14 protein-coding genes are annotated in these 12,719 nt (G+C 30.9%); 3 read left to right on the forward strand and 11 right to left on the reverse strand.

Going from position 1 to position 12,719, the window contains the following annotated elements:
• Positions 1-10: 10 nt before the first annotated feature.
• Positions 11-394 carry a VOC family protein gene (locus tag ACTTAX_RS03730; RefSeq protein WP_440651068.1) on the reverse strand — a complete coding sequence of 128 codons (384 nt, stop codon included), beginning with the start codon at positions 392-394 and terminating at the stop codon, positions 11-13.
• A 188-nt stretch (positions 395-582) separates the two neighbouring features.
• Between ACTTAX_RS03730 and ACTTAX_RS03735 the strand changes: the two genes are divergently transcribed.
• Together ACTTAX_RS03735 and ACTTAX_RS03740 are read left to right on the forward strand one after the other, a co-directional pair.
• A complete protein-coding gene (locus ACTTAX_RS03735) occupies positions 583-978 on the forward strand; it encodes a LexA family protein (RefSeq protein ID WP_075506508.1) in 396 nt (131 codons plus the stop codon).
• A complete protein-coding gene (locus ACTTAX_RS03740) occupies positions 956-2,233 on the forward strand; it encodes a Y-family DNA polymerase (protein WP_440692960.1) in 1,278 nt (425 codons plus the stop codon). The genes ACTTAX_RS03735 and ACTTAX_RS03740 overlap by 23 nt, the downstream gene beginning before the upstream one ends.
• 14 nt (positions 2,234-2,247) lie before the next feature.
• Here the strand turns inward: ACTTAX_RS03740 and ACTTAX_RS03745 are convergent, their stop codons facing one another.
• The 5 genes from ACTTAX_RS03745 to ACTTAX_RS03765 form a co-directional block, all read right to left on the reverse strand.
• Positions 2,248-3,282: a GMP reductase gene (locus ACTTAX_RS03745; RefSeq protein ID WP_440692962.1), complete on the reverse strand. Its 1,035-nt coding sequence runs from the start codon at positions 3,280-3,282 to the stop codon at positions 2,248-2,250.
• Positions 3,283-3,350: 68 nt separating this feature from the next.
• Positions 3,351-4,523 (reverse strand): DUF1501 domain-containing protein, encoded by a 1,173-nt coding sequence (locus tag ACTTAX_RS03750; RefSeq protein WP_440692964.1) that lies wholly within the window; start codon positions 4,521-4,523, stop codon positions 3,351-3,353.
• The gene (locus tag ACTTAX_RS03755) at positions 4,520-5,965 is read right to left on the reverse strand and encodes a DUF1800 family protein (RefSeq protein WP_440692966.1); all 1,446 of its coding nucleotides are present in this window, start codon (positions 5,963-5,965) and stop codon (positions 4,520-4,522) included. The genes ACTTAX_RS03750 and ACTTAX_RS03755 overlap by 4 nt, the downstream gene beginning before the upstream one ends.
• 19 nt (positions 5,966-5,984) lie before the next feature.
• A complete protein-coding gene (locus tag ACTTAX_RS03760) occupies positions 5,985-6,854 on the reverse strand; it encodes a glycosyltransferase (RefSeq protein WP_440692968.1) in 870 nt (289 codons plus the stop codon).
• 3 nt (positions 6,855-6,857) lie between these two features.
• Positions 6,858-8,177 carry a glycosyltransferase family 39 protein gene (locus ACTTAX_RS03765; RefSeq protein ID WP_440692970.1) on the reverse strand — a complete coding sequence of 440 codons (1,320 nt, stop codon included), beginning with the start codon at positions 8,175-8,177 and terminating at the stop codon, positions 6,858-6,860.
• A 79-nt stretch (positions 8,178-8,256) separates the two neighbouring features.
• Here ACTTAX_RS03765 and ACTTAX_RS03770 point away from each other — a divergent pair, with 79 nt between their 5' ends.
• Positions 8,257-8,772 (forward strand): TraR/DksA family transcriptional regulator, encoded by a 516-nt coding sequence (locus tag ACTTAX_RS03770; protein WP_440692972.1) that lies wholly within the window; start codon positions 8,257-8,259, stop codon positions 8,770-8,772.
• Here the strand turns inward: ACTTAX_RS03770 and ACTTAX_RS03775 are convergent, their stop codons facing one another.
• From ACTTAX_RS03775 to ACTTAX_RS03795, 5 genes are all read right to left on the reverse strand, one after another.
• Positions 8,773-9,399, reverse strand: a complete 627-nt coding sequence (locus ACTTAX_RS03775) for a glutathione S-transferase family protein (protein ID WP_440692974.1) — start codon at positions 9,397-9,399, stop codon at positions 8,773-8,775.
• Positions 9,396-10,412 carry an NAD(P)/FAD-dependent oxidoreductase gene (locus tag ACTTAX_RS03780; RefSeq protein WP_440692976.1) on the reverse strand — a complete coding sequence of 339 codons (1,017 nt, stop codon included), beginning with the start codon at positions 10,410-10,412 and terminating at the stop codon, positions 9,396-9,398. Before ACTTAX_RS03780 ends, ACTTAX_RS03775 begins: the two co-directional genes overlap by 4 nt.
• On the reverse strand, positions 10,413-10,733 hold the full coding sequence (locus ACTTAX_RS03785) for a 2Fe-2S iron-sulfur cluster-binding protein (protein ID WP_440652868.1): 321 nt from the start codon (positions 10,731-10,733) through the stop codon (positions 10,413-10,415).
• A gap of 60 nt (positions 10,734-10,793) precedes the next feature.
• The gene (locus ACTTAX_RS03790; protein WP_440692978.1) at positions 10,794-11,795 is read right to left on the reverse strand and encodes a fatty acid desaturase; all 1,002 of its coding nucleotides are present in this window, start codon (positions 11,793-11,795) and stop codon (positions 10,794-10,796) included.
• Positions 11,796-11,898: 103 nt separating this feature from the next.
• Positions 11,899-12,666: a bacteriorhodopsin-like gene (locus ACTTAX_RS03795; protein WP_440651056.1), complete on the reverse strand. Its 768-nt coding sequence runs from the start codon at positions 12,664-12,666 to the stop codon at positions 11,899-11,901.
• Positions 12,667-12,719: the final 53 nt, after the last annotated feature.

Genomic DNA, 12,719 nt, shown 5'->3' on the forward strand with positions numbered 1-12,719 from the left:
TCTCCTTAATTTAAGTTAAAATACTTTTTGCTGCAATCTTATTTCCATCTAAATCACGAACGTATGCATAATAATTTCCATCTTTTCTAACACCTGGTCCACCCTCATCTGTTGCTCCTTTTGAAATTGCAACTTCATAAAATTTATCCACTGCTTCTTTAGTATCAGCTAATAAAGTAGTTTGTGAACCATTTCCAAAAGTTGCAGGCTCCCCATTTACAGGATGTGTTACATAAAATTGAACTTTATCTGGATCACTTGAATGAGCGTAACCCAAATATTTTTCTGTTTTTAAAATTCTTTTTAATTTCAAAGGTTCAAAAACAGCATCATAAAAGTCACCCGATTTTTGATGATCATTAGAACCAACCATGACAAAATCTAAAATGTTCATAATCAAACTCAGAATTTATATATTTAAATAACCAACTTAAACTATCTATGGTTGAAGTTATCCACAAGTCCACAATATGTGGATTGGATGTTCACGTTTTGATTCACTTTTGATTCAGTTACAGACTCAAAATACAACCTATTGAGTGTATTCCATAAATAGTCTATAAAATAGAACAAAACAAGAACATGAAACTAACAATCCCATATTATCTACATAAAGCAGGTGCTGGTTTTCCTTCCCCTGCAACAGATTATATCGAAGAAGATATCGATCTAAACATGCATTTAATAAGAAATGTTCCAGCTACTTTCATCATCAGAGTTCAAGGTAAATCTATGGTTGATGTTGGCATTAATGATGGAGATTTATTGGTCGTTGATAAAAGTTTAAAACCGAAAAATTTTTCAACTGTGATTGCAAATGTTCATGATGAACTTGTAGTTAAAACTTTAGTTCAAGAAAGAGATAAAAAATTTTTAACCTCTGGCTCTAAAGAATTTTCTGACAGAATTTTAATTAATGAAGAACAAGATGTTTTTATTTGGGGAGTAGTTACTTATGTCATCCACTCAGTATACTAAAAAAATAGCACTAGTTGATTGTAATTCTTTTTATGTTTCTTGTGAAAGATTATTCAATCCTAAAATAAGAAAAAAACCTGTTGTCGTTTTATCTAATAATGATGGCTGTATCATTTCAAGATCGAATGAAGCAAAAGCTTTAGGAATTAAAATGGGAGAACCTTATTTTAAAGCAAAAGATATTATTGTTAAAAATAATGTAAATGTTTTTTCATCAAACTATTCTTTATATGGAGATTTATCTAGAAGAGTGATGCGAACTCTTAAAAGATTTAATTCTGAAATAGAAGTTTATTCAATTGATGAAGCATTTTTAGATTTATCAAACTTTAAAGATCAGGATGTAGAAAAAGTTGGAAAAGAAATAAGAGAAACAGTTTTGCAATGGACTGGTATTCCAACAAGTATTGGGATCGCAAAAACAAAAACATTAAGTAAAGTTGCAAATCATATTGCAAAGAAAAAACAATCAGGAGTGACAAGTTTAATTGGAATAGATAATTTAGATCCTATTTTAGAAAAAGTTGAAATTAATGATGTCTGGGGTGTTGGTAGACAGCTTACTAAATTTTATCAAAAGCATGGAATTTATAATGCGAAGCAACTTAAGAATAAATCTAATACATGGATCAAGAAAAGTTCTAACGTTTTAAGTTCAAGAACTGCAATGGAGCTTAGAGGAATTCCTTGTATTGATTTAGAAACAACCACTACCAAAAGAAAGAGTTGTGTGGTTTCAAGATCATTTGGAAAAAGAATTGAAACGTTTCAAGAATTAAAAGAAGCAGTTGCAAACTATTGTTTAAATGCATCTGAAAAAATTAGATCAGAATCTTTAGTTGCAAAAGCAATTACTGTATTTGTAAGAACGAGCCCTTTTCACAGAAACTTTGGTTATTATTCAAATGCAAAGACAGTTGATTTTCCTATCGCAACAAACAATAGTATTGAAACAGTTAAAACTGCAGTTTCGATTCTTGAGAGCATATTTAAAAATGGTTATCGTTATCAAAAAGCAGGTGTAATGCTAACGGGTTTATCTAATGCAAGTGACAAAACAAATTTATTTACATCTGAAAAAGATGAAAAAATAAATAGTTTAATGAGATCAATTGATAATACTAATCATCGATACGGAAGATCTACTTTGAGCATTGCAAGTGCTGGGGTTCATAAAAAGTGGAATATGCGAAGGCAGTATTCTTCTAAAATAGATACTGCTGATTTTTATTGTTTACCAACGATTAGAGCCTAAAAGAAAGTATTAATTTATTTCACAAACGTATCATTGAATTGACTAGATACTCTTACAAAAGTAGTACATTTACTCAATTGTTTAAGTGATGGTGCTCCTACATAAGTACAACTACTTCTAACACCACCAAGAATATTTAGAACAGTATCGTTTATTTTCCCTCTGTATTTTACTCTTACTTTTCTTCCTTCACTACTTCTATAATCTGCTAATCCGCCATAGTGTTTTTTGTTAGCAACTTCTGAGCTTGATCCATAAAATTCAATATATTTAGATCCATTCACTTTTACTATTTTTCCTTTTCCTTCATCATGACCTGCCAACATTCCACCTAACATCACAAAATCTGCACCTCCACCAAAACCTTTTGCTACATCACCAGGACATGTGCATCCTCCATCAGCGATGACATGTGCACCAAGACCATGAGCTGCATCTGCACATTCAATCACAGCACTTAATTGTGGATAACCTACTCCTGTTTGAATTCTTGTTGTACAAACACTTCCTGGTCCTATTCCAACTTTTACAATATCTGCACCACTTAAAACTAATTCTTGTGTCATATCTGCAGTAACAACATTTCCTGCAATAATAGTTTTTGTTGGGTATTTTTCTCTTACTGATTTAATAAAATTTGTGAAATGTTCTGAATAGCCATTTGCAACATCAATACAAATAAATTTGAAAAAACTAAATTCCTTTAAAACATTATCTAAGTTTTGAAAGTCTTCTTTTTTAATACCAACGCTAAGTGCAATATTAGGATAGATTTTTTTAATATTTTTGTTTTGTTTTATTTTTTTTACATCATGTTGCTTTGTTAAACATGTGATCATTTGATGATCATTTAATTTTTCGGCAATACTTAGTTCGCCAACACCATCCATATTGGCTGCCATTATAGGAATACCTGACCATTCATTTTTACTGTATTTAAATCTATAAGTTCTAAGAAGATTAACATCTTTACGACTTTTTAATGTACTTCTCTTAGGTCTGAATAAGACATCAGAGTAATCTAACTTAAGCTCTTCTTCTATTCTCATAATTTAAAATGCTATAATTTCTAAAATTGTATTTCAATTCAAATTACAGGCTGTGGATAAGTTTTTAATTAAGCTTTAAAAAGCTTATCAGACATGTTTTGCAATTTATCTCCGAAGAAAACTTCTTTTTCAATTCGATTAAAATCGAGATCAAATACCTTAGACATAGCAGATGCATAAACTGACCTTGCATCAATAGTGGCATTTAAATCTCTACCTTGATAAAGTTCTTTTCTTTTTAATCCTGGCCAATCAGAATAAACTTGGCTTTTCTTTAACAATCCACCAGCCATAAATAAAGCTGTGCCATATCCATGTTCTGTACCGTTCCCTCCATTTTGAGCTATAGTTCTTCCAAATTCCGTGACTGTTAAAATTACTGTATCTTTGTAAGAATCCTCAAGATAGGCCTTCAAATATCGAATAATTGAGTCCATTTCTTCAAGACATTTTGTGTGAGTTCCATTGACTCCACCTTGGGCAGCATGAGTGTCAAAACCATTTACTTCAAATACTGCAACTCTTGGACCATTGGGTTTGGATAAATATTTTCCTGCCTCCACTGCAAGATTTCTATTATTTCTAGCATCAGAACCAAAACTACCACCTACACCCATCTTTTGTTCATTTTTACGAACTTTTATAAAATTCATCATATCTAATAATTCTTCTTCAGATCTATCAGCATAAATTGATCTTAAAAGTTCGAGAGTTTCCTCTCTAGGTAATCTTCCATCGGCTGGATAAAAGTTGTCATTTTTAGGAACACCTCTTAATAAAAGTGGCATAGGTAAAGACAATGCCAAGCCATCTCCTTTCAAATTAGCTAGCTTCATTCCTCTTCCAAGCCATCCTGTTTTTTCTTGATATGGAACTCTTCCACCTGACTCCATTAAGTTTTGACCTTCAAAATGTGACCGCGCTGTATAAGGTATGCTTGTGGCGTGAATAATTGATCCTGAATTTGCTTTCCAGCACTCATGAAAACCATCCAATCGTGGATGCAATGCAAAATCAGAATCAAGTTTTATTGGGTTTTCTATTAAAATTTTTTTTCTTCTTTTTTCAAAATTTTTATCTCCGATAACTGGGACAGCTGTTAGGCCATCCATTCCACCTCTTAACATTATAACAACTAAATTTTTCTTTCTAGAAGTAGAGGCTAAAACTGGAAAATTAAATCCAGCTAAAAATAAAGAAGTTGCAGTTCCTTTTAAAAAATCTCTTCTTGATATTTTCATGCTTTTAATACCTCTGGTAAATTAAATAATATAATATGCTTTTCCTCGTTTGTCTTTGCTCTCGAAACAATATTTAATATTTCGTCTGAATTATCAAAATTATTAGTAATTATTTTTTCATGAATATTGTCACTTATTTGATCATCAACATTATATTTATGAAATGCAGTTTTGGCATACATTATCCTTCTTATGATCATTTCAGTAGACATCCAGTCTTTTTCTAAATCTGAATATCCATTAGGTTGTTTTTGCTTATAAGGATGACATCCTAAATCTTCTAAAAACCAACGCTGCCAGTTAATTAACCCAAATGGTTTCATACCTAATGGATGACCATCAATTATTTTTTCTTTAGTTGGATATGAATAAGTTGATCCTGACATATTAATAGTAGTGAGCCACCAATTTTCAGGATTTTGAAATTTTCTATATTTATCATTATATTCAAATGCAACTTTTATAGCTGCTTTATGAACCTCTGGAAGAAATCCATCTGACTGTTCCCAAGCTTTAACAACTGGTGCAATCATTTCTGTTGTTGGGTTATCAGTAATTAAATATCTACAAAGTTTTGTTGCTATAAATTCTCTGCAGGATGGATGATTAACCAAATCCTTTATAGCAAGTTTCAAGGCTTTTCTTCCTGATTTATATTCTTTTCCTAAAACTAATTTTCTTCCTGGCTCATGTCTTTCACGATCGAACCTGACGTCACCTCCGTTATTTTTAGTTTTGCTCCACTTAGGTCGCCAACCTGTCATAATTTTTGCTAATTCTATAACATCTTCTTGTGAATAACCTGCCTTTGGTGAAATCGTATGAAGCTCCATTAATTCTCTTGCATGATTTTCATTTAATGTTGCTGGTCTCTTTTCTCTTCTTCTCCATTCTTTCCTTGCACTTTCTGACTTAGGGCCAACATTTTCTTTATTATCAAGATGCATTATCATTGGCCAAGCTAAAGTTGCTTCTGTTACCAAGGTCTCAAAATTTTTATCCATGTTAGCTCTAATAAAATCTCTCTGATATGCTCCAGTAGAATACGAACCTAATGTTTGTGTGTCACTTATTGTAAAATGGTTTCCCCAAAAATACCAAAGCTTAGCTAGAACTGGATGATCGCTTCTTATTCCTTCAGAGTGTCTTATGCAAATTTCATTGGCTGGCCAAAATTTTTTACCTGTATCATGTTCTAATTGACGCTGAGCTCTTCTTAACCCCTCTGGATTATTTTTAAATTTTTTTCTTAATGTTGTTTCTTCTTCCACTCTTTGAGTGATCCAATACTTTCGCATTTCTTTTTCAGAGTAAATATGTTTACCCTTCCAATTAAATTCTGGGATTGTTTCAACTTGTTTTTGAGCCCAAACTAGTGGATCCGATGGCTCTTTTTCATCAGGTTTCAAACCAAATGCAACTTTTCTAAAAAAGTTTTTCATTAGTATTATTATTAATAAGTTACTTTATTTTATCAATATCGTGGATGTTTGTTAAGGAATTATTAAATTCTTCAATATTTTCTCTTAAAGCTAAACTAGAAATTGAATAAATCATTATTAATAACAAAACTAAAGGCAATGAGGTAACAATTGACGCATTACTTTTGATTAACAAAATATAAAAAACAATAAATAAAGCTGAACGAATTAAAACCGTTTTTCTAAATACACTTATTATTGAAAGAGAATGCTTCAATAAATTAAAAAAACTCATTTGAGAAGGACCAAAATATCTTTTCCCTCTAATTGATGGAGAGGAAATTAAATCTTTTTCAATTTTTTTTAATGATCCTGAAAAACTATTCCAAGTAGATTTTTCATCTAACATTTTTTTAACAGTTGCTTTTGAAAGACATGTGAAATTTCCAAATTTAATTGATTGCCCAGTAAATGCTAAAGTTAAAAATTTGTGAAATTGATAGCAAATTTTAAAGATCATATTTTCTGATCTTTTAACTCTTTCACCAACTATAGATCTATCTCCAGCTTCCTTTGATAATTCAATAAAGTTTTTAATTTCTTCAGGTCTATCTTCACCATCGCCGTCCATTGGAATTACATAATCAAATTCCTTTTTTTCATAGATATATTTCAAACCAGAAGCAATACATCTTGCATGACCTCTGTTTTCTTTCATATTGATAATTTCAATTGAGTGAAAGTTTTCAATATTTGGATAATCATCGATGATTTGCTGTGAAGAAGCATCATTAATTACCACTAATGATATTTCAGAATTTAAATCTTTTGTCTCATGATTAATATTTTCAATTAATAGCTTCAAAGACTCGCGGTCATTGTAAACAGGTACTAAAATGAAATATTTCATAGATTATCTTGATCCAACGCAGATACTATCAAGACACATATAATCTTTCAATTGATCAAGTTTCTCTCTTTCAACTATACCTTCCCAAACTGGTCTAGATTTTAAATGATAAGATAAATTGCCTGCATTCCACTCATCTCCAAGAACAACATTGATCTTAGAGTTGAATTGTTGATCCCAGGCATATTGAGTTTTCATGGCAATTTCTTTACCTAGATAATCTGTTCTCTTATCGTCTTTTGAAACAGAAACATAAGCATAAAGAACAGGTGATAAAAAGAAAAAGAATAAAAATCCAATCATAAAGGGTTTTAATTTTTTTAAATTTATTTGAGACTGAAATAAATAAACAATTAATGTTCCAAAGAACAAATAAAATGGTGTCATCCACATTGTTCGAATTTTTGAACCTGTTATCAATGAAGTTAAAAACATCAGAGCAATTGGCAAGATATTTATTGCTAACAAAAATAATAAATTTTTATCTTTGAAATTTATTTTAAATTTAATTTTTTTAACCAATAACAACGTTAAAATTATAAATGGAATTAATATACCAATTTGTTTTCCTAAAAATATTAATGGAAATTTAATGTGATTAATGAAACTTGATTGCTCTAAACCTGTTCTTGCAAGTCCATAAGTAACTGTGATGAATTCATTATTATTTAACCAAATTAAGTGGGGAACTAAAGCAACTATAAAGACTTCTATTGTAATTAAGTATTTAAAATCAAACTTTCTTTCTTTCTTAAAAATTAAATAAATGAATAAAAGTGCGATAGATACTAATAAGTAAATGAACAAATATTTTGATAAAAATCCAAGTGCACCAAACAAACCTATTAAAAAACAATCCCAAAACTTAATATTTTTACCACTATAAATTTTCCAAGAATAATATGCAGTTAAAGACCAAAAAGGTAACTGGCATACATTTACGTTAAATTCAGGTGTAGTAAAATTATAAAAATAAATTGTCTCAATTAATAAAACTGAAATTAAACCAAGAAATTTGTTTTTAAGTATTTCGTTCGAAAGTTTGAAAACATAATAAAAAGAAATAATTACAAAAATTTGGCTTAATAAATAATAAGCCCAGTCCTGTGAACCAAAAATTTGAAAAAAAACTTCTGTAAAAAAAGCACTCATGGGAGGATGCTTATTAAAACCCCATTCTAAATTGCTTCCCCAGGCTAAAGCCTCAATTGTATCTAAGGGTAAATTGTGATTTGTAAGAGTTGGAATCAAAGTCCAGAAAATTAGATGTGATGTAACAAAAATATAAAAAAGATTATCTATATTTTTGTTATTAATGGTCATTATTTAAATATTTATAACAATTCAGCTTGCTTGACACCCCTATTTTGCTGAATATACTCCGGCCATTCAAAATTAATCGATGCCTAAAACTACTAAAGTAAAGAAAAAAGTTTCTAAACCTAAAACTAAAGTTGCAAGTAAGCCAAAGAAAACTACGGCTTCTTCAGCTAAAAAAGTTCCTATAAAAATTTCAAAAACTTACGTTCCAAAAGAAACTGAAAAATATATGTGCGAAAAACATAAAGTATTTTTTAGAATGAGATTAAATGAATGGAAGAAAGAATTAATCAAATCAAACAATGAAGCCCTATACAATGGAAGTATGGATGACAATAATATTTCAGCAGATCTAGTAGATCAGGCAAGTTCATATATTGATAAAAATGTAGAGATGAAAGCAATTAACAGACAAATAAAATTAATTTCTGAAATCGACAAAGCTTTAAGAAGAATTATGGATGATACTTATGGGTATTGTTTAGATACAGCTGAACCAATTGGTTTAAAAAGATTAATGGCAAGACCTGTTGCTAAATACACAATTGCTGCACAAGAAAAGCATGAAAAAGAAGAAAAAGTCCATGTGGATGATTAATTAAGGTCTTGGTATTTTTGCCTCTTTATCCATAAAAGCATATCCTTTTACAACAGCCTCACGTTCAGAAATTTCTTGGTACCATCTGGATAAGTTTTGATAATTTTTTAATCCAATATCATGCCACTCGTGCCTTGCCAACCAGGGCCAAGTTGCAATATCAGCTATAGTGTAATTATCTCCAGCTAAAAATTTAGAAACTTTTAATCTAGCATCTAATTCCCCATAAATTCTTTTGGCAATTTTAAAATACCTTTGTTCACCAAATTCACTTTTTCCAGGATTATAATGATGAAACTGGTGATGCTGACCAATCATAGGTCCAATGGTTCCCATTTGAGCCATCAACCATTGATTAATCACTAATCGATCTTTTTCGTTATAAAACTTTCCACTTTTTTCACCTAAGTACATCAATATTGCACCAGACTCGAAAATACTTTTATTATTTTCATGATCAGTAATTACAGGAATTTTACCAAATGGACTAATCTTTAAAAAATCTGGATTAAATTGTTCGTCGTTTCCTATATCAATCTTAGTTACTTTGTATTCATAGCCAATTTCTTCCAGTATAATACCTATCTTCCAGCCATTTGGAGTATTAGCAGAAAATAATTCTATCATTTTTTTACACCAAGCCTCTCTTGAGCAGCTTTTGATGTAGTAGTGAATTCAAATCTTAATTTTTCATCTGGTCTTGCGTATTTAAAACAACCTCTTGCAGCAAGAGCTCCCTCGTGAAAACCTGAAAGTATTAATTTTAATTTACCTGGATAAGAACAAATATCACCGATTGCAAATATACCATCAACATTTGTTTCAAAGTTTTCTGTATTTACTTCAACTGTTTTTTTATTAATGTTTAATCCCCAATTTAAAATAGGACCAAGTTGCATAATTAATCCAAAAAAACCAAGAACATAATCAGATTGTAATTCTATAATTTCTCCTTCATCATGTTTTATTTTCACAGTACTAATTTGATTATCTCCACTAACAGAGTCCATTTGATATTTAGTGTACAAATTTAATTTTCCCTGATCATTTAATTCTTTTACTTTTTGAACACTAGATTCAGCTCCACTAAATCCATCACGTCTATGAATTAAATTTACTTTAGATGTATTCGATAATTCAATTGCCCAATCTAGAGCTGAGTCTCCCCCACCAAAAATTGAGATGGTTTTGTCTTTAAAAATTGTTTTATCTTTAATTGAATAAAATAAAGAGGATCCTTCAAATTTTTCACATTCTTTAACTGGAAATTTTCTAGGCTCAAAAGACCCAACTCCTCCAGCAATAATTATTGCAGCTACATCAAATTCTTGGTTTCCACTTGTTTTAACATGCCAACGATTTTCAACTTTTTTTAGTTCTTCAACTCTTTCGTTTAAATGAAATTTAATGTTAAAGGGTTTTATCTGTTGTAAAAGATTATTTGTTAACTCTTCTCCCGTACATTCTGGGACAGCCGGAATATCATAAATAGGTTTATCAGGATAAAGTTCGATACACTGCCCACCTGCCTTATCTAAATTATCTACGATTTCACATTGAAGTCCTATAATTCCAAGTTGATGAGCACAGAACAAGCCTGTTGGTCCTGCTCCAATAATTAACACATCTGTTTTATTCATCTAAGCTTGCTTTTCTGGAATAGTAACTTCTAATCCATCTAATTCATCTGAAACTATTAATTGGCAACTTAATCTACTATTTTGTTTTGGTTCATATGCCATATCCAACATATCTTCCTCACCGTCTTCTTTAGTTGGAAGTTTATCTAACCAGTCTTCTTTAACATAAACATGGCAAGTTGCACACGCCATTCCACCTCCACAATCTGCATCAATTCCTGGAATATCATTTTGAACCGCACCTTCCATCACTGTTAATCCATTTTGAACATCAATGGTGTGAGTTTTACTATCGTGTGTGTGGTAAGTAATTTTTGCCATGCGTTATATATATGTTTTTATCTAAAATGAGCAAGTAAGTAAAAACATACTTGGCAATATTTATGCGTTCTGAGGTTCTGGTACTTCCTTTTTAAAAAAGTAGCTAGTGTCTTCTGTTTGTTTCATTATAGCTGGTAAAATTTCTTTGTAGGCATCAATTAAACCATCATTTGTTCTTGGTAATTGATCTTTAATGTGATGATGAAGTTTATCTAAGTTATAAGATGGAACTGTTGGAAACATGTGATGAGTTACATGATATTCCATTTTCCAATATAAAAAGCTTAAAATAGGATTTAAATACATTTCTCTTGTTGTGTATCTATGATCTTTAATATTTCTTGCTAAACCTGCGTGTTGAGTAAAAGAAACTAGTTTGTGTAAAGTTCTTCCATAAAATTTTGGTAATAAAAAAAACAATACTGGTAACCAAGATGATACAATTAAAGACCACAATATAATTGCAATCCAAATTCCAACAAAAACTCTAGAATTAAAAATAACTTTTGATTGAGCGTTTTCAGGAATGCAGTCTTGCATTACTTTTGTTTTTACACCAAATGCATGTTGAATAATCTCATAAGCTATACTTTTTTTAAAATATATAAGTTCCATAAAAGGAATTAAATTCATTAATAAATTTTTTGGAGTATCTTTTAAATTATTTCCATATTCAATTTCATGATCAAACGGATTTTCTGTTGAATATGTATTTCCATGATGAACAAAGTGTGTGTATCTCCATCTTAGTGGTTCAAAATTAGAAAGATATGAAGAGATATAGTAAAAAAATTCATTTAAAGATTTTGTTTTAAACGCAGTTTTGTGACCTGTCTCATGCCACAATGGATTTGAAAAGCCATAAATGTTTCCATAAACCAAAAACCAAAAGGCAGACCACCATGTGCCCCAAGTTATATATGCCAAGGTTCCTGTTATTAATAACAATCCAAAAAAAACTGAAACATGATGAAGTCCTTTAATATCAGATTTTTTTGAAAGTTCTTTAAGAACCTCTATATCAACGTGGCATCGGTGCCATTTTTCTAATTTTACATCCATAATTAAAAATATGTATAATAACTATACATAATTTTACATAAGCGAAAAAAAAAGGGCAAGTACAAAATTGTACCTGCCCTTTTTTAAATTTTAAGTAAAACTACTACTTAGCTCTACCAGGTTGTTGCATAGCTGCTGCCCAAATGATCAGACCGAAAGCGATCTTGTTCAAGAAGTCAGCTGCGTTGTAAATCACGTTAAGTGAGTTAGCATCTACACCACCTGTTAGGTAACCGAAAATGTAACCTAATGGGTAGATCGCCCAACCTACAGTAACGATCATTCTCATTGCACCAAAAGCAGTTACAAGTGATTTGTTACCACTTTTCGCTGCTCTCTTACCTGCTTCACCAGAGAATACTTCATATAAGATGTATACCCAACCAGCCATACCGATTATGAAACCAAGTGTAGCGTTGATGTATCCAGCTTCTCCTAAGTATCCACCTACTAGCATTACTAATGTACCAATCATTAGTCTCCAGAAAATTCCAGAGTCTGATTTGTTTACTGCTGATAGAACAAAATAGAATTCTAACATCAATAATGGCACTGTAATTAACCAGTCAATGTATCTGTATACAGTTGGTGAGTCACCAGTAGCGATCCATACATCTCTCATGTACATGTAGTGTACGAATGCAATACCAGTTACTAGACCAGCAACTGTCATTGAAACTCTCCATCCAGCTGGAACTGAACTTCTTTCTAAGAAAAAGAATACAGTAGCAGCTAAACAAGCCATAGATACTAACCAAAACGAAATACCTACGAAATCGTCTTGAGCCAGCATAGCTGTTTCAGCGTTTGCAACACCAGTCACACCCATAAGAGCAACAACTGTAAGAGCAAACAATTTAAGTTTTTTCATAAAAAACTCCCTCTTCGTTAGTTTTTATTTATTAGTTTATATAAACTAGACTT

This window comes from Candidatus Pelagibacter sp. HIMB1695 (assembly GCF_052047655.1).
In the GTDB taxonomy this organism is placed as follows: domain Bacteria; phylum Pseudomonadota; class Alphaproteobacteria; order Pelagibacterales; family Pelagibacteraceae; genus Pelagibacter.